This window comes from Arthrobacter sp. Z5-13, from assembly GCF_056499105.1.
Genome location: NZ_CP096460.1, coordinates 1826002 through 1842924, shown reverse-complemented (window position 1 = coordinate 1842924; position 16923 = coordinate 1826002). Strand labels below are relative to the sequence as shown.

Annotated in this window: 13 protein-coding genes and 2 tRNA genes; 4 read left to right on the top strand and 11 right to left on the bottom strand. The window is 61.7% G+C overall.

All coding sequences use genetic code 11. The features are described from left to right. The first annotated feature begins 343 nt into the window (after nt 1-343). A complete protein-coding gene (locus M1E02_RS08755; RefSeq protein ID WP_479377662.1) occupies nt 344-1363 on the top strand; it encodes an endonuclease/exonuclease/phosphatase family protein in 1020 nt (339 codons plus the stop codon). A 78-nt stretch (nt 1364-1441) separates the two neighbouring features. Here M1E02_RS08755 and M1E02_RS08750 read toward each other — a convergent pair whose 3' ends face one another. Further along, entirely contained in the window at nt 1442-2206 is a 765-nt protein-coding gene (locus M1E02_RS08750; protein WP_479377661.1) for an SDR family oxidoreductase, read from the bottom strand. A 91-nt stretch (nt 2207-2297) separates the two neighbouring features. On the opposite strand from M1E02_RS08750, the gene valS reads away from it, so the two are divergent. Further along, nucleotides 2298-4919: a valine--tRNA ligase gene (gene valS, locus M1E02_RS08745; RefSeq protein ID WP_479377660.1), complete on the top strand. Its 2622-nt coding sequence runs from the start codon at nt 2298-2300 to the stop codon at nt 4917-4919. Between the two features lie 323 nt (nt 4920-5242). Here the strand turns inward: valS and M1E02_RS08740 are convergent, their stop codons facing one another. The 6 genes from M1E02_RS08740 to M1E02_RS08715 all read right to left on the bottom strand — a co-directional run bounded on the left by M1E02_RS08740 (nt 5243) and on the right by M1E02_RS08715 (nt 10474). Continuing rightward, nucleotides 5243-5857 (bottom strand): mycothiol-dependent nitroreductase Rv2466c family protein, encoded by a 615-nt coding sequence (locus tag M1E02_RS08740; protein WP_479377659.1) that lies wholly within the window; start codon nt 5855-5857, stop codon nt 5243-5245. A gap of 66 nt (nt 5858-5923) precedes the next feature. Beyond that, nucleotides 5924-7213 carry an ATP-dependent Clp protease ATP-binding subunit ClpX gene (clpX, locus tag M1E02_RS08735; RefSeq protein WP_479377658.1) on the bottom strand — a complete coding sequence of 430 codons (1290 nt, stop codon included), beginning with the start codon at nt 7211-7213 and terminating at the stop codon, nt 5924-5926. Between the two features lie 185 nt (nt 7214-7398). Continuing rightward, complete coding sequence (locus M1E02_RS08730) at nt 7399-8058, bottom strand: ATP-dependent Clp protease proteolytic subunit (RefSeq protein WP_247045785.1); 660 nt, start codon at nt 8056-8058, stop codon at nt 7399-7401. 37 nt (nt 8059-8095) lie between these two features. Beyond that, nucleotides 8096-8692 carry an ATP-dependent Clp protease proteolytic subunit gene (locus M1E02_RS08725; RefSeq protein WP_247045935.1) on the bottom strand — a complete coding sequence of 199 codons (597 nt, stop codon included), beginning with the start codon at nt 8690-8692 and terminating at the stop codon, nt 8096-8098. 244 nt (nt 8693-8936) lie between these two features. Further along, complete coding sequence (gene tig / locus M1E02_RS08720; protein WP_479377657.1) at nt 8937-10319, bottom strand: trigger factor; 1383 nt, start codon at nt 10317-10319, stop codon at nt 8937-8939. 80 nt (nt 10320-10399) lie between these two features. Next, nucleotides 10400-10474, bottom strand: a tRNA-Pro gene (locus M1E02_RS08715). Between the two features lie 147 nt (nt 10475-10621). Here M1E02_RS08715 and M1E02_RS08710 point away from each other — a divergent pair. Further along, nucleotides 10622-10692, top strand: a tRNA-Gly gene (locus M1E02_RS08710). 20 nt (nt 10693-10712) lie between these two features. Here the strand turns inward: M1E02_RS08710 and M1E02_RS08705 are convergent. From M1E02_RS08705 to M1E02_RS08690, 4 genes are all read right to left on the bottom strand, one after another. Beyond that, the gene (locus M1E02_RS08705; protein ID WP_479377656.1) at nt 10713-11738 is read right to left on the bottom strand and encodes a squalene cyclase; all 1026 of its coding nucleotides are present in this window, start codon (nt 11736-11738) and stop codon (nt 10713-10715) included. Between the two features lie 15 nt (nt 11739-11753). Next, complete coding sequence (locus M1E02_RS08700; protein WP_479377655.1) at nt 11754-12668, bottom strand: Fpg/Nei family DNA glycosylase; 915 nt, start codon at nt 12666-12668, stop codon at nt 11754-11756. Further along, nucleotides 12668-13162: a ribose-5-phosphate isomerase gene (locus M1E02_RS08695; protein WP_479377654.1), complete on the bottom strand. Its 495-nt coding sequence runs from the start codon at nt 13160-13162 to the stop codon at nt 12668-12670. Before M1E02_RS08695 ends, M1E02_RS08700 begins: the two co-directional genes overlap by 1 nt. A gap of 67 nt (nt 13163-13229) precedes the next feature. Beyond that, entirely contained in the window at nt 13230-14222 is a 993-nt protein-coding gene (locus M1E02_RS08690; protein ID WP_479377653.1) for a hypothetical protein, read from the bottom strand. 145 nt (nt 14223-14367) lie between these two features. On the opposite strand from M1E02_RS08690, the gene pepN reads away from it, so the two are divergent. Further along, the gene (gene pepN, locus M1E02_RS08685; RefSeq protein WP_479377652.1) at nt 14368-16923 is read left to right on the top strand and encodes an aminopeptidase N; all 2556 of its coding nucleotides are present in this window, start codon (nt 14368-14370) and stop codon (nt 16921-16923) included.

Here is a 16923-nt window from a genome sequence, read left to right as displayed (position 1 = left end):
GCGAGGACGGCTTCTGGCTGGTTGTCCAGTCTCGCTGTCCTGCGATACTTTCCAACGTAGCCCGGCACCGCGGTACCACCTCACTTACCTCCGCCGTCTGACTCCCCCTGGGGAAGCTGAACCGGCGTCGGCCGCTCATTACTGCTGTGACGGGCTTACCCGTCCGGCTCTACTGACCCTCCCCGCGCATAACGTGCGGTGAGGGCGTTCTTCCGGAAGCTCGCCGGTGATTGCCGGGTCAAAGCTGTTGCAGCCAGTCTAACGGTTCCCCGCCGGGGCCCGCTAACCGGAATCCCTCCGCCGGAATCGGCGAGGGGCCACCGTCATCCCTAGACTCATGGTCATGACACTGCCTACCGCCGAACTGGCTGCCCCACCTTCCGGCTTTCGCTTTGCTGTCCGTCTCATGGCCATCCTGGTAAGCCTGCCTGTGGCGGTGCTGTCCGTCTTCCGCGCCATCCCTGCTGAATGGCCGACGCCGGTGGTCCAGTTGCTGTCCTTCACGCCTTGGCTGGTGTTACCTGCAGCCGCTGCCGTTGTTTTGGCTGTTTTGGGCAGGAAAGCCTGGGCAATGGTCATCGCCGGGGGGCTCCTCGCTGCGCAGTTGTTCTGGCTGTTCCCCCTGGACGCAGGCCGGCACGTGCCAGGGGCTTCCGCGCCAACGGTGGAACTCACAGTCATGAACATCAACTCCGAGTATGGAGAGGCCGATGCCCGGGAGATAGTCCGGCTGGTCAGGGAGAACGGTGTTGGACTGGTGACGATCCAGGAACACAGCCAGGCCTTGGAGGACCGGCTTACTGCCGAGGGCATAGGAACCATACTCCCGAACAGGATCAGCGATCCCACCGATGATGCAGCGGGAAGCGCCATTTATTCGGTGCATTCCCTGCAGCCGGTGGGTGAGGTTCCCGACAGCCCGTTCCAGATGCCCACGGTCCGGGTGACTGTCCGCCACGAAGCACGGACTGCCGTGCTCGAGACGACGAACGTTCATACACTGCCTCCGGTGGATGTCCGGGTTGAGCAGTGGAGAAGCGATCTGCGGGCGCTTGGACGGGTGGCAGACCGTTCCGGGAACCAATTGCTGATCGGGGACTTCAACGCCACCTATGACCACTCCGAGTTCAGGCAACTACTGGGCCAAGGACCAACCGATACCACAATGGTGGATGTGGGAACGGCCACTGGCTCACGGCTGCTCCCAACCTGGCCCATGGAAGGTCCGTGGCTGCCCGGGATCGTGATTGACCATGTGGTGACAAGCCCACAGGTGCAGAGCTCCGGCTATTCAGTACACCGCGTCCCAGGCTCTGATCATGCTGCCATCATTGCCACTCTCCTGATCCCGGCCGCCGGGTGACCGCTGGTCCAGGAGGTGCCACCCCGGAGGGTCTGTCCAGAAGGATTGCCTTGTCAGGAGACTTGCCTTGACCGCTGACTAAGTGGTCTTCCGGATTACTTTGTGATTGGCCGCCTGCGCTACCGGCCGGATCACTATCTGGTCCAGGTTCACATGGTGGGGTGCCGTGACGGCGTACCGGACGACGTCGGCTACGTCATCGGCTGTCAGGGGGTTCTCGACGCCCTGGTAGACACTTTCAGCGGCCGTGCGGTCACCTCCGAGGCGGTTGAGGGAAAATTCCTCCGTTTGCACCATCCCCGGCGCAATTTCGATGACGCGGATGTTGTGCTCCGCCTCTTCCAGCCGGAGTGCCCCGGTCAGGGCGTGCTGGCCGAACTTGGCTGCGTTGTAGCCCGCACCGCCCTCATATGCCACCAGGCCGGCAGTGGAGGTGAGGTTCAGTACAGTGCCTTTGCCGTTGGCGCGAAGCATGGGCAGGAACGCTCGCGTAAGTTTCATGGTTCCCAGGACATTCACCTCGAACATCCAGGTCCAGTCGTCGGACTTTGCGTCCCCCACCTTGTCGGTGCCGCGGGCACCACCGGCGATATTGACCAGCGTGTCAGCACCTCCGGCCTTTGTGACCTCCGCCAGCAGCCGTGCGACGTCGGCGTCCTGGGTAATGTCCGCCGGAATACCGACGGCGCCAGTCTCGGCAGCCAGCGAGGCCAGCCGTTCCTCGCGGCGGGCCACCGCGAAAACGTTCCAGCCCTCTTTACGCAGTGCACGGACAGTAGACTCGCCTATGCCTGTGCTGGCTCCGGTAACCACTGCCGTCTTGTTCGGTGTCTCCTCAGTCATGGCACCACCCTAGCGGGATCGGGGGCTCCGCGAATTCGGGTGTGAGCAACTCCCGTGCCGGCCATGTAAGAGACCGTGAAACAATTGCTCCATGGCTCAAGCAAATCAGGGTACAGACACGCCCACCACTGCCCCTATCAACGTTCCCGACAAACCCGCGCTGGAAGGGCTCGAAGCTGCCCTCACGCAACGCTGGCTGAACGAAGGCACCTACAAGTTCGATCCCCAGACGACGCGTGAACAGGTCTATTCCATAGACACTCCCCCGCCGACGGCATCAGGATCCCTTCATGTGGGCCACATGTTCTCGTACACGCAGACGGACGCGCTGGCACGCTATCAGCGGATGTCCGGCAAGAACGTCTTTTACCCCATGGGCTGGGACGACAACGGCTTGCCCACGGAACGCCGCGTACAGAACTTCTATGGTGTGCGCTGCGATCCTGCCATTCCGTATAACGCCGATTACCAGCCGCCGGCCGTGCCAGCCAGGAACCAGCGCGATTTCGACGTCGTCTCGCGCCGGAACTTCATTGGACTCTGCGAGGAACTGGCCGTTGAGGACGAGAAAGTCTTCGAGAACCTCTTCCAGACCCTTGGGCTGTCCGTCGACTGGAACCTCACCTACCGGACCATTGACGATAACTCCCGAGCCGTCTCACAGCGCGCCTTCCTGGCCAACCTGACTGCCGGTGACGCCTACATGGCTGAGGCTCCAACCCTGTGGGACGTGACTTTCCGCACGGCTGTGGCGCAGGCCGAGCTGGAGGACCGCGAGGTAGCCGGCGCGTACTACCGCTACCCGTTCTTCACCGAAGACGGCGAAAAGATCTACATCGAGACCACCCGCCCGGAACTCCTGGCCGCGTGTGCCGCTCTTGTGGCAAACCCCGACGACGAGCGCTACCAGCCGCTGTTCGGCAAGAAGGTCACCTCGCCCCTCTTCGGCGTGGAGGTGGAGGTCAAGGCCCACCACCTCGCCAAGGCCGACAAGGGTTCAGGCATTGCGATGGTCTGCACATTCGGTGATCTGACCGACGTCACCTGGTGGCGGGAGCTCCAGCTGCCCACCCGTGCCATTGTAGGCCGGGATGGTCGGATCATCGGCGAGACCCCGGAATGGATCACCACCGACGCCGGCCGTGAAGCTTTTGAAGCCATCTCCGGTAAGACAGTGTTCAGCGCCAAGGAATCGGTGGTGAAGCTGCTTTCTGCGGCTGACCTGCTCGATGGCGAGCCGAAGAAGATCATGCACCCGGTCAACTTCTATGAAAAGGGCGACAAGCCCCTCGAAGTGGTGACCTCCCGCCAGTGGTACATCCGCAACGGCGGACGCGACGAGGACCGCCGCGAACGACTCATCGCCCGCGGCCATGAGATTGAATTCCACCCATCCTTCATGCGGTCACGTTACGAGAACTGGATCTCGGGGCTGAACGGAGACTGGCTGGTTTCCCGTCAGCGCTTCTTCGGTGTGCCCATTCCTGTCTGGTACCCGCTGGATGCTGACGGCAACCCGCAGTACGACGCACCGGTCCTTCCGGCAGACGAGGCTCTGCCCGTGGACCCGGCCGCCGATGCGGCACCAGGCTACGAAGAAGCCCAGCGGGACGTTCCGGGTGGCTTCACCGGGGACGCCGATATCCTGGATACCTGGGCCACTTCCTGCCTGACGCCGCAGATCGTGGGCGGCTGGAGCCGCGACGAAGAACTCTTTGCCAAGGTCTTCCCCTTCGATCTCCGCCCGCAGGGCCACGACATCATCCGGACGTGGCTCTTCTCCTCGGCCGTCCGGGCCGACGCCCTGCAGAACGCGGCGCCCTGGAAACACGCTGCCATCTCTGGCTGGATCCTGGACCCCGAGCGGAAAAAGATGTCCAAGTCCAAGGGCAACGTAGTGGTTCCTACCGACATCCTGGAAGAGTTCGGCTCCGACGCCGTGAGGTACTGGGCTACATCGGCCAAGCTGGGAGCGGATACGGCCTACGAGATCGCGCAAATGAAAATCGGCCGCAGGCTGGCCATCAAGCTGCTGAACGCCTCGAAGTTCGTCCTGAATCTCGGCGCAACGGAAAACTCAGTGGTTTCAGGCGACTTGTCCGTTTTGACCAACCCCTTGGACCGCGCCGTGCTCGCGCAGCTTTCGGACGTAGTGCAGCAGGCCACCAAGGCTTTTGAGAACTACGACTACGCCCGGGCGCTGCAGATTACCGAGAGCTTCTTCTGGCAGTTCACGGACGATTACGTGGAGCTCATCAAGGACCGCGCGTACGGTGCATCCGGGCCGACCGAACAGGCATCGGTTCTGGCAGCCCTCGCTACCACCCTGGACACGCTGCTGCGCCTCTTCGCACCCTTCCTGCCCTTCGCAACCGAGGAAGTGTGGAGCTGGTGGCGCTCAGGTTCGGTTCACCGTGCGGCCTGGCCCTCTGTTCTGGAGGTTGCCGACGGCGACACCACCATGCTCGCAACCGTGGGAACCGCACTCAGCGGAATCCGCAAGGCCAAGTCCGAGGCCAAGGTCAAACAGCGCACCGAGGTTCTGTCCGCGACCATCACTGCCTCTGAGGCGCTGACTGCGCAGCTGAGGGCTGGCCTGGGCGATCTCAAAGCCGCCTCCAATGCCCGGGAGCTGACCTTGGAAGCTGCAAACGGTGAATTGACCGTGAGTGCGGTGGAATTGGCTCCCGCCGAAGAGGTGCAGAAGGCCTAGGAGGGCCCGGGAGCTATTTTTGGGCAAAGGGGAAGCCCCATCAGCGTTTTGCCGTTGGTGGGGCTTCGACTTTTCGGCTGTCTGGTGACGTCTTTGACAGTCTGGCAAGATCCTCGGATTTTCAGGTCTTCCTACCCCGTCACTGGTAGTCTGCTTCTGACTTTGCCGAAGGCTGCGTCAGATGCATGTCACTGAATCTTTGGTTCTTGCGTCCCACTTCTTTCGAAGTGGGTAAGAACCATTGTTGTCCCGCGTGCGGGGATACGCAAGGGCACCGGGAGAACTACAACAGGGTAGTTTTTCCGGTGCCCTTCGGGTCAGTTTCAGTCGAACTCGGGGCGTTCCGTCCGGCTCCGCTTGAGCTCGAAGAAATGCGGGAACGATGCGAGCGTTACCGTTGCGTCCCATAGCCGGCCCGCTTCCTCACCCCGCGGTATCCGCGTCAGGACCGGTCCAAAGAATGCGGTGCCGTTGAAGGCGACAACCGGGGTGCCCACGTCCTGGCCCACAAGGGAGATCCCGGCTTCGTGGCTTGCGCGCAATTGGGTGTCGAACTCATCCGAAGCGGCGGCGTCAGCAAGAGCTGCAGGCAGGCCGCATTCTGCCAGTGCCTTCTGGACCACGAGCGCGTAGTCCTTTTCACCGCCGGCGTGGATCAAAGTGCCCATCGCGTCGTACAGCGGCTTGATCACGTGGGCACCATGCTGCTCACTGGCTGCAATGATGACCCTGACCGGACCCCATGCTTTGTCCATAAGTTCGCGGTAGCCGGCGTCAAGATCGCGGCCCTCGTTCAGGACGGCGAGGCTCATAACATGCCATTCCGTGGCGATGTCGCGGACTTCCTCCACCTCACCGATCCACCGGGACGTGATCCAGGCGAAGGGGCAGAGGGGATCAAACCAGAAGTCGGCTTTGCTGGCAATGGTTTCAGGCACAGAGATTCTCCTCGAAAAGGCGTCAGGGCATGGCGCCTGCAGGCGCTTACTCAAAACAGCGAAGGCCTAGGCGGATTTATTCCGCCGTTTTGCCACCACGTCATGCGCGATCATGGTGGGTTGTGCCTTGTGGGAGACGACGTCGGCGGTGATGACAACACTGGCGATGTCATCGCGGCTAGGCAGATCAAACATCACAGGAAGCAGGACTTCCTCGAGGATGGCACGGAGACCGCGGGCTCCGGTCCCGCGCTCCAACGCCTGATCGGCGATGATGTTCAGGGCCTCGTCGTCGAACACGAGCTCCACGCCGTCCAACTGGAACATCTTCTGGTACTGCTTAATGAGCGCGTTCTTGGGGGTGGAAAGGATCTGGATCAATGCCGACCGGTCCAGGTGGGAGACGGTGGTGATGACGGGGAGCCTGCCGATGAACTCGGGAATAAGTCCGAACTTCAACAGATCCTCAGGCATGACCTCGCCGTAGGAGTCCACCTTGTTCTTGACCTCGTTCAGCGGGGCACCAAATCCAATCCCCTTGCGCCCGGAGCGGGAGCCAATGATTTCTTCCAGGCCGGCGAAGGCGCCAGCGACGATGAACAGAACGTTCGTCGTATCTATCTGGATGAACTCCTGGTGCGGGTGCTTGCGCCCGCCCTGCGGTGGAACTGAAGCCACAGTTCCTTCCAGGATCTTCAGGAGGGCCTGCTGTACACCTTCACCGGACACGTCACGGGTAATGGAAGGGTTCTCGCTCTTCCGCGAAATCTTGTCGATCTCATCAATGTAGATAATGCCTTGCTCGGCCTTTTTGACGTCGTAATCCGCTGCCTGGATCAGCTTAAGCAGGATGTTCTCAACGTCCTCGCCAACATAGCCGGCCTCGGTCAGAGCGGTGGCATCCGCGACGGCGAACGGAACGTTAAGCCGGCGGGCAAGGGTCTGTGCCAGGTAGGTTTTTCCGCAGCCGGTGGGGCCGATCAGGAGGATGTTGGATTTCGAAATCTCGACGTCGTCATGGTGGACGCCTTCAGCGAGACTGCCACTCTTGGGCGCGTGCCCTGCCTGGATTCGTTTGTAGTGGTTGTAGACAGCCACTGCCAGCGATCGCTTGGCCGGCTCCTGGCCGATGACATATTCCTGCAGGAAGTCGAAGATCTCGCGGGGCTTAGGAAGCTCGAAGCTGCCAAGATCAGCCACTTCCGCAAGTTCTTCCTCAATGATCTCGTTGCAAAGCTCAATGCATTCGTCGCAGATATAGACACCGGGCCCGGCAATGAGCTTGCGCACCTGCTTCTGGCTCTTTCCGCAGAAAGAACACTTCAGCAAATCGGTGCTCTCGCCAATCCGAGCCATATGGAAACCCCTTAGTATCTTGCTGCGAAAGCAGCTGTGCACCGGTTGTTGGAATCAGCGACGTGCCTGAGACAAGCCCCGCCGTGACAACATCCACTCTAGGTCACATTGGGCCTGAAGGGTGGAAACCAGACGCCGATACGGTCCAAAAAAAATCTGAACCGTACCGGCGTCGGGTGGAATTGCTACCGCGTGATTGCCTGCGGCTTGATCTTGCGTGAATCCAGAACCTGGTCGATGAGGCCGTAATTCATGGCCTCCTCAGCGGTGAGGATCTTGTCCCGCTCAATGTCGTTGTTAACCTGCTCGGACGTCCGGCCCGAGTGGTGGGCCAGCGTGTCTTCCAGCCAGGCGCGCATCCGCATGACTTCCGCCGCCTGGATTTCGAGGTCCGAGGCCTGGCCGCCCTGGCCGCCGGAGAGGGCGGGCTGGTGGATCAGGACCCGGGCGTTCGGCAGCGCCAGGCGCTTGCCGGGGGTTCCAGCCGCGAGGAGAACTGCTGCGGCGCTGGCCGCCTGTCCCAGGCATACCGTCTGGATCTCGGGGCGGATGTACTGCATGGTGTCATAAATGGCCGTCATGGCGGTGAAGGAACCGCCCGGCGAGTTGATGTACAGCGTGATGTCGCGGTCCGGGTCGGTGGACTCGAGTACCAGCAGCTGTGCCATAACGTCATCGGCGGAAGCGTCATCAACCTGGACTCCGAGGAAGATGATGCGGTCCTCGAACAGTTTGGTGTACGGATCCTGTCGCTTGAAGCCATAGGGGGTACGCTCTTCGAACTGCGGCAGCACGTAGCGGCTGGTAGGCAAATTACCGGCAGACGATCCGAAGTTGTAAGTCATTTCCATTGCTCCTGAATTTCAGTTCTGTCTATACCGGTTAGTTCTGGGCGGTTCCGCCGCCACCGGCAACAGATCCGGCGTGGGCGGAGATTCTGTCGAAGAAGCCGTACTCCAGGGCTTCGACGGCGGTGAACCATTTGTCGCGGTCGTTGTCCTTGAGGATGGTATCGACGGTCTGGCCGGTCTGCTCTGCCGTAAGTTCCGCCATGACCTTCTTCATGTGCAGAATGAGTTCCGCCTGGATCTTGATGTCGGAGGCCGTACCGCCGATGCCGCCTGAAGGCTGGTGCATCAGAATGCGGGCATTCGGCGTGGCGTAGCGCTTGCCCTTGGTGCCAGAGGAGAGCAAGAACTGGCCCATGGAGGCAGCGAGGCCTGTTGCCACCGTGACAACGTCATTCGGGATGAACTGCATGGTGTCGTAGATAGCCATACCGGCGGTGACGGAGCCGCCAGGAGAGTTGATGTAGAGGTAGATGTCCTTATTGGGATCCTCTGCCGAGAGGAGCAACAGCTGCGAGCAGATCGCGTTGGCGTTCTCGTCACGCACCTCGGAGCCGAGCCAGATGATGCGCTCTTTCAGCAGTCGGTTGTAGATGTAGTTGTCCTGGGCGGCCGGATCGACGGTGGCCATTCTTGGAGCCGCTGATTGCTGTGACATATGTGCTTACCTCTCGCTGCTGACGGTAACGCCACTGAATGACGTCACTGAACTTCACTACTTGGACACTAACCGTTTTCATGGCCGTTTTGTTCGCAGGAATCGCACTGTTCGCTGACGGCGCACCGTACTCGCGCAGATGGTTCCATGCGTCCAAACGGTGGTTAAATGCGGCAGCCCCCGGATCAGAAATCCAGGGGCTGCCTTGCAACAAAGCTTAGAACTTTACGGCTGCCGGGTCGTCGCTCGCAGCAACCTCGGTGGCCGGTTCTTCGGTCTCTTCGGCTTCAGCGGCAGGTGCCTCTTCGCCACCGGGGCGCACGAAGTCACTCAGGTCAACGGCCTTGCCGTCAGTGTCGGTTACCTCTGCCTGGCCCAGCACAACGGCCAGGGCCTTCCGGCGGCGAACCTCGGAAACCATCATGGGGACCTGGCCGCTCTGATCGATGATCTGGGCGAACTGGTTCGGGTCCATGCCGTACTGGCTTGCGGTGGTCACGATGTAGTCGATGAGCTCGTTCTGGCTGACACCGACTTCTTCCTTGTCCGCAATGGCGTCAAGAATGATCTCGTTCTTGAAGGCGCGCTGGGTGTTGGCCTTGACCTCGGCGCGGTGCTCCTCGGTGTCGTGGTCGCCTTCACCGTGGGAGTTCTCAGCCTTGAAGTGGGCCTCGAGCTGCTCTTCCACTACGGAATCCGGCACGGGAACCTCAACCAGCTCAACCAGCTTGTCCAGGACCTTGTCCCGGGCCTCGACGCCCTGCTCTACTACCTTAGACTCGGCTGCCTGCTTGGCCAGGTCCTCGCGCAGTTCTGCAAGGGTGTCGAACTCGGAAGCGAGCTGGGCGAAGTCGTCGTCAGCCTCGGGGAGCTCGCGCTCCTTGACGGACTTGACCACTACCTTTACCTGCGCGGCTTCACCGGCGTGGTCACCGCCAACGAGGGTGGTTTCGAAAATGGCGTCCTCGTCGGCGCTGAGGCCGGTGACGGCCTCGTCGAGGCCTTCGAGCATGGTGCCGGTTCCCACCTGGTAGGACAGACCGGAAGCAGAATCAACCTCAGCACCATCAATGGTGGCTGTGATGTCGATGGTGAGGAAGTCACCGTCAGCAGCCGGGCGGTCCACGGGCTTGAGCGTGCCGAAGCGGCCGCGAAGCTCGTCAAGGGCCTTGTCGACGTCGGCGTCGGAAGAAGCAGCGGCAGCGACCTCAACCTTGATGCCGGCGTAGTCCGGAAGTTCAACCTCGGGACGGACGTCAACCTCGGCGTGGAACTTCAGTTCGCCGTCGGTGGAGGACGGGTCCGGCACCTCGGTGATTTCAACCTCGGGACGGCTCAAGGGACGGATTCCCGACTCTTGAACAGCAGCCTGGTACCAGCCGTTGAGGCCCTCGTTGATGGCAGTCTCCAGCACGTAGCCGCGGCCAACACGCTGGTCGATCAGCTTGGAAGGAACCTTGCCCTTACGGAAACCGGGGACCTGGATCTGCGAAGCGACAGTCTTGTATGCCTCTTCGATGCTGGGCTTCAATTCCTCAAAAGGGACCTCAACATTGAGCTTGACCCGGGTAGGGGTGAGGTTCTCGACAGCGCTCTTCACAGTCTAAGTACTCCTGGTTTTTGTGGGATGGGTTTCTGCGAACTCAATGTCCTGTCCGGCCGTCGGCCGGGACTGCAGAGTCGGGGTGACAGGATTTGAACCTGCGACTTCCTGCTCCCAAAGCAGGCGCTCTAGCCAAGCTGAGCTACACCCCGTTAGTGCACAGGACAGTCTACGGGGATTTTGCCTTGGAATGCACATTTGACACTTGGGGCATGAATTAGGTTTAGTTGTATCCGGCTTGAAGAAGCCGCCGGAAAGATCTGCGAGAATAGCTACAGACGCTGTTGTTGCGCCTTCCCGGGGACGTAGCTTAATGGTAAAGCCTCAGTCTTCCAAACTGATTACGCGGGTTCGATTCCCGTCGTCCCCTCCGATTACGAGCACCCTGGTCTACAGACCGGGGTGTTCTTTTTTGCCCTCCGCGTCCCACCTCTCCCCGTCCCACCTCTCCCCGTCCCACCAGGCAAGCACGCGGGTGCCGTAGAAAGTCAGCCATTTGGACGGCTCCCCGGGAGGCACATCCACCTCGAACCACACCCGCCCCGGATGGCGGCGTTCCTGCAGCCAGGTACCGTCCGGACGACGCGCCGCCCGGATCACGTCCATAGCTTCTGCAAGCCGGGGATCGGGTGCTTTGCCATCATGCAGCGCCGCAGCGCGAAAGTAGTCCGCCGCATTGAGGGCGCTGTAGAACCAGCGGAACGGGTACGCAAACATCGTGGCCCAGGGGCCAACCAACTCACCTGTGGCCAGGGTACGAAGCAGCCTGCGCTGCAGCAAGTACTCCTCACCGGCCCGCCGGGCCTCGCGGTGTGCGTCGCTGCCGCCGGTCGCAACCTCAAAATCCAGCAGGCCTTTCAGGGAGTTCAGCGTGGAATGGAAAGAAGATCGGGTAGAACCCTCCATCCACTCACAGTTCCAGCCGCCGTCGGCCATCCTGTGGTTGAGAAACCACTGGGCCACCCCGGAGACGTCGGCTCCGAGCCAGAGGCCGTTGGAAAGAGTAAACGCATTGATGCAGCAGTCCACCTCGCCGGCCCAATACGGGAGGTTGTCGTACTCCCAGCGGCTGTTGGCCTCCAGCAAGCCGGCTGTACCGGCGAGCGCGCCGGAATCCAGTCCCCAGTCCCGGAGAGTGTTGAGTGCATAGGTCGTGGCGGTCCAGGGCTGCCCTGCACCCTCATCGGCCTCGGGCCCGTTGAAGTTGAAGTCCTTGGGGTAGTACGCTCCGCCGGCCCATTGTCCGTCCGGATCCTGCAGCGCCAGCAGCCGCGCCCCAAAGCCCTCTGTAGCGATACGGCCCCGGGTAGTCAGCCACACGTCGGGCGGCGCCCCCAGGAGGTCGCGCTCCACCTGCCACCGCAGCGCCGGGTCGGCGTCAAGCAGCCAGTCGAGCAGGGCTGGGTCGGGGACCATCGTTGACAGGCTACCTCAATCCGTTTGCTGGCAGACAGGGCACCAATAGAGTTTTCTGGCCGAGAGATCTGTCATTGCTATGGGCGTGCCGCAGACCCGGCATTCGAGGCCCTGGCGGCGGTAGGTGAAGTGGGCTTCATCCTGGTCCGGAAGGACATTGGGCCCGGTAGACCAGTAAGCGGCGGGGGTGGTGATGATCCTTCCGTCCCGCGCACCGTCGGACATCATGGCCACAGCGTCGTCCCACAACCTTTCTGCAGCAGAAGGCGTCAACGAAGTCCCGGGCAGCCAGGGGCTAAGCCGCTGCCTGAAGAGTAATTCCGCCCGGTAGACATTTCCAACGCCGGCAATCACCTTTTGGTCCATGAGCAACGCGGCAAGAGGGGTCCGCCTGGACAGCACGTTGCGCACGAAGACTTCCCTGTCTCCCCGCCGGTCCGGCGCCGCCGGCAGGTTCCGGAGCGGATCCGGGCCCAGCCGCTTGAGCACAACGGCAAGCTCCTCCTCCGTAATGACAGCACACGTTGTGGCTCCCCTGAGGTCAGCCCACCCATGGCTGGACGTGAGCCGTACGCGGACGGCGCCCACAGGCTCCGGTGGGCCGGTATACACGGCGGGCGCGCCGTCGTCGAACACTTCCTGCTCTCCCACCGTGCGGGGAGCACCGATACTCGAGGCGCCCCGGAAGGAATCATCTCCGCCGAAGTTCCAGGCTCCGTACAGGCCCAGATGGACGTGCAGGAAAAGGCCATGGCTGAACTCGAGGAAGAGATGTTTTCCGTGCGCCTGAGAAGAGGACAGCGTGTGCCCGTCCAGGAGCTTCGCACCAGCGGAGAAGCGTCCCTGAGGACTGCTGACACTGAGCTGTTGCCCCAGGAAGATGTCCCGGAACTGCCGGGCGAGGCGGTGGACCGAATGCCCCTCGGGCACTACTCGATGACCTCACCGGTGGTCTCGAAGGCGGCGATCTTTGAAATCCTGCGGATGTGCCGTTCGTCGTTGCTGAAAGGTTCCTTGAGGAATGCCTCGATGAGCGCGGTGGCTTCCTCAACGCTGTGTTGGCGGCCACCGACTGCGACGACGTTCGCGTCATTGTGTTCGCGGGCCAAGGTGGCGGTGGAATGGTTCCACGCCAGCGCGGCCCTCACGCCTTTGACCTTGTTTGCCGCGATCTGTTCGCCGTTCCCGGAGCCGCCCAGGACAATTCCGAGAGCGTGGACACCCGCCTGCTGGTCTGCAACAACTGCCAGAGCTGCGTTGATGCAGAAGGACGGGTAATCGTCGAGTGCGTCGTAAACCTTGGGTCCGTGATCAACCACCTCATAGCCCTGCGACGTGAGGTGGCTGACGAGGTGGGCGCTGAGCTCCATACCGGCGTGGTCTGTGGCGATATGAACCCGCGGAAATGAAGGGGATGTGGTCACGGCGTTGTCCGTTCTGGTCGTGAGCACCGGTGAGCGTCCGGGCTGTCTAGGGGTGAAACTAAGACTACTAGGAAGGGCCCTCACCCCGCGCGCGTGCGGCGACTCGTGACAACACCTCGGCCAGCCTCTGTGCGGAATCCGGATTGCCGCCGCTGATAACTGCCCTTTGTCCGTCCGTTTGCTTCAGCACCACAGCGGGCCCGCTGCTGACCAGCACCGCTTTGGTGTCCCCCTGGCTCCGGTATCCCCATCCCCCATATTCGGCTGCGCGCACATCGGAAGCTGCGGCAGAGGAAATGGTGGCTGCGGGCACGTTCATGACGCGGACGAATCCCGCCACGAAGACCCGCAGCCCGCTGCGGTCAGCAGTGACCCGAGCAAAGAGAAACGCTGCCAACACTGCTGCAACCGCCACCAGCAGGCCGCTAAGCCAAGGCAGCGCCAGTGCAATCAACGACGCCGGGAACAGAGTGCCCACAATCAGCATCACAAACACAGAACTGCGGGCATGCACCCAAAGCCTGACCTTGTCCCGCACCAGATCCGGATCAAGTTCCTGTTCAAGAGCCTGTTGCAGCGCTCGGTCATCATCCACCGACCACTGCTCATCCGCCTTGAAAACAAAGCCAACCACCACCCCCATGGCAACGGCAAAGCCGCTTCCCATCGCGAGCACTATGGCGTCAACCTGAGCCAGTCGTGCGTCTGCCACCCCTGCCTGGCCAACCAGCACCGCGGCCAGGACCGCAGTTATGAACAGGCTCAGCGAGATCCCTGTTCCCATCATGATCCGGCGCATGAGCACCGGCCTGGAGACGGGGACGGCCTGCAGCAGGACCAGCCAGCTGATAATGACGATGAAACCTGCGCCCACCCCCACAAAGACCGGAAACGGCGCAAAGCCCGTCACGCCGTCGGACGTCCACAGGACCGCTAAGGGCTCGGGGAGGTCGGGACGGAGCAGAACGGCGCACACCACGAAGGCCGCGGCCAGCAACACCGGAAACCCCAAAGCGAATCTAAGAGCCTTGGCATCCACAGCATCACGGAACGTTCCCATGGTTCAAAGCTACCCCTGCCGGCGGGCGTGTGAGCTGCCTAACTTGCCAACGCTGCCCGAAATGAAAGAATGACTTCACAGTGCTTGGTGGAGGGGGTTTCCCACCGGCAGCCGCAACCTTTTTGGAGGCAACACTTTGCCAGGTATGAACCTGACGCGCGCCGAAGCCCGCGAGCGCGCAGAACTGATCATCGTCGAGTCATACGAAGTCAGCCTGGACCTGACCAAAGGGGACAAGGTCTTCGGCACCACCACCGCCGTGAATTTCACGGCGATACCCGGCTCGTCCACCTTTATCGACGCAGTGACCGAGACTGTCCACAGCGTCACACTCAACGGGCAGGCCCTGGACCCTTCCGAAGTAGCCGACGGTGTCCGGATCCAGCTCCCCGAGCTGGCGGAGCGGAACGAACTCCTGGTAGTTGCCGACGCGCCCTACATGAACACGGGCGAAGGCCTCCACCGCTTTGTGGATCCGGTAGACAATGAGGTCTACCTGTACACCCAGTTCGAGGTTCCCGATTCGCGGCGGATGTTTGCTGTGTTCGAACAACCTGACCTTAAAGCGACCTTCACTTTCACTGTCACAGCTCCTTCACACTGGAATGTGGTGTCCAACTCACCCACTCCGGCTCCGGTGGAGACCATCCCGGCCGTCGACGGCGGAGCGCGGTCCGTGTGGGAATTCGCGCCAACGCCCCGGCTGTCCTCCTACGTCACGGCCCTCATCGCCGGGCCGTACCAGTCAATCAGCAGTGAGGTGAAGAGCTCTGACGGCAGAGTGGTCCCGCTGGGCATCTACGCCCGCAAATCGCTGATGCAGTATCTCGACGCCGATAACATCTTCGACCTGACCCGGCAGGGTTTCGAATTTTTTGAAACCCAGTTTGGCTGCCCGTACCCCTTTGAAAAGTACGATCAGCTCTTTGTTCCCGAATTCAATGCGGGAGCCATGGAGAACGCGGGCGCGGTGACCATCCTTGAGGGCTATATCTTCCGCGGCAAGGTGGCGGAGGCGCAGGTAGAGCGCCGTGCCATTACCGTGCTGCACGAACTGGCCCACATGTGGTTCGGGGATCTGGTCACCATGCGCTGGTGGAACGACCTGTGGCTGAACGAGTCCTTCGCTGAGTACATGTCCCATCTGGCGGCAGTGGAAAACACCAAGTTCGATCGCGCCTGGACCACGTTCGCCTCAGTGGAGAAGTCCTGGGCCTACCGACAGGACCAGCTGCCCACGACGCACCCCATTTTTGCCGAAATCAACGACCTGCAGGATGTTGAGGTGAACTTCGATGGCATCACCTACGCCAAGGGTGCTTCAGTGCTGCGGCAACTGGTGGCTTGGGTGGGCCCCGAACAGTTCATGGCAGGCGTGCGGGAGTACTTCCGTAAGCACGCCTGGCAGAACACGGAGCTCAGCGATCTCATGGCGGAGCTTGAGTCTGCCAGCGGGCGGGATCTGGACGCGTGGGGCCGGCTCTGGCTGGAAACTGCCGGAGTCAACACACTCAAACCCGAACTGTCAGTTGACGGCGAGGGTGCCATCTCCTCGTTCGCCATCCTTCAGTCGGCTGTTGCGGACCAGCCCACTATCCGCCCCCACCGACTCGCTGTGGGGTTCTACAATCTCACAGACGCCGGCAAACTTGAGCGGGTCCACCGCGAAGAGCTCGACGTCGACGGCGAGCGCACGGAGGTTCCAGCCCTGGCCGGGTTGCAGCAACCTGACCTCATCCTGCTGAACGACGATGACCTGGCCTATGCCAAGGTCCGTCTGGACCCCAAGTCCCTGGCCACGGCCACGGCGCACCTCAAGGACTTCAGCGAGAGCCTTCCGCGCACTCTGGTCTGGGGTTCAGCCTGGGATGCCGCCCGTGACGGTGAAACGCCCGCCCGCGCGTACGTTGAGCTGATCCTCGCCAACATCGCTCAGGAATCGGACTCGTCGGTCATCCTTGTCCAGCTGCGCCAGCTCGCTACCACCTTGAACTTCTACGTGGCAGAAGCCCATAAGGAAGCAACAGCAATCTCGGCAGCGGACCGGCTGTGGGAACTCGCCGGTGAGGTTCCGCCCGCCTCCGACTCCCAGCTCCAGTTCATTAAGTCCTACGCCCTCCTCGCCAGGAGCGCCGGGCAGTTGGACACCGTTGCCGGGCTCCTTGACGGTTCTGTGGTCCTTGAAGGGCTCAGCGTTGACCAGGACCTCCGGTGGGAGCTTCTGGCTTCGCTGGTTGCAGGTGGGAGGGCCGATCAGGACCGGATTGACGCGGAACTTGACCGCGACAACACCTCCAACGGCCAGAACGCAGCAGCACTCGCCAAAGCAGCCATTCCCACCCCCGAAGCAAAAGCTGCGGCCTGGGAATCGATCGTGGTCAAAGGAGAGCTCTCCAACGCGCTGCAGGCCTCGGCTGTTGCCGGCTTCTCCAGGGTCCTGGACACCTCGCTCCTCGAACCGTACGTGGACAGATATTTCGACGCTGTCCCCGGCATTGTGGCGTCCCGCACCCATGCGCTCGCCCAGCAGATCGTCGTCGGGCTTTACCCCTCCCAGCTGACAACGCAGGCAACGGTGGACAGGACGGACGAGTTCATCACAGCCCTTCCTGAGGAGAGCGCTGCCCTCAGGCGCATGATGCTGGAAAACCGCGACGCCGTTGCCAGGGCACTGCGGGCCCGGAAGGCTGATGAGGACTAG

Coding starts and splice junctions, on each gene's coding strand:
- M1E02_RS08755 (WP_479377662.1), top strand. CDS start 344: ATGACACTGCCTACCGCCGAACTGGCTGCCCCACCTTCCGGCTTTCGC.
- M1E02_RS08750 (WP_479377661.1), bottom strand. CDS start 2,206: ATGACTGAGGAGACACCGAACAAGACGGCAGTGGTTACCGGAGCCAGC.
- valS (WP_479377660.1), top strand. CDS start 2,298: ATGGCTCAAGCAAATCAGGGTACAGACACGCCCACCACTGCCCCTATC.
- clpX (WP_479377658.1), bottom strand. CDS start 7,213: ATGGCTCGGATTGGCGAGAGCACCGATTTGCTGAAGTGTTCTTTCTGC.
- M1E02_RS08730 (WP_247045785.1), bottom strand. CDS start 8,058: ATGACTTACAACTTCGGATCGTCTGCCGGTAATTTGCCTACCAGCCGC.
- M1E02_RS08725 (WP_247045935.1), bottom strand. CDS start 8,692: ATGGCCACCGTCGATCCGGCCGCCCAGGACAACTACATCTACAACCGA.
- M1E02_RS08705 (WP_479377656.1), bottom strand. CDS start 11,738: ATGGTCCCCGACCCAGCCCTGCTCGACTGGCTGCTTGACGCCGACCCG.
- M1E02_RS08690 (WP_479377653.1), bottom strand. CDS start 14,222: ATGGGAACGTTCCGTGATGCTGTGGATGCCAAGGCTCTTAGATTCGCT.
- pepN (WP_479377652.1), top strand. CDS start 14,368: ATGAACCTGACGCGCGCCGAAGCCCGCGAGCGCGCAGAACTGATCATC.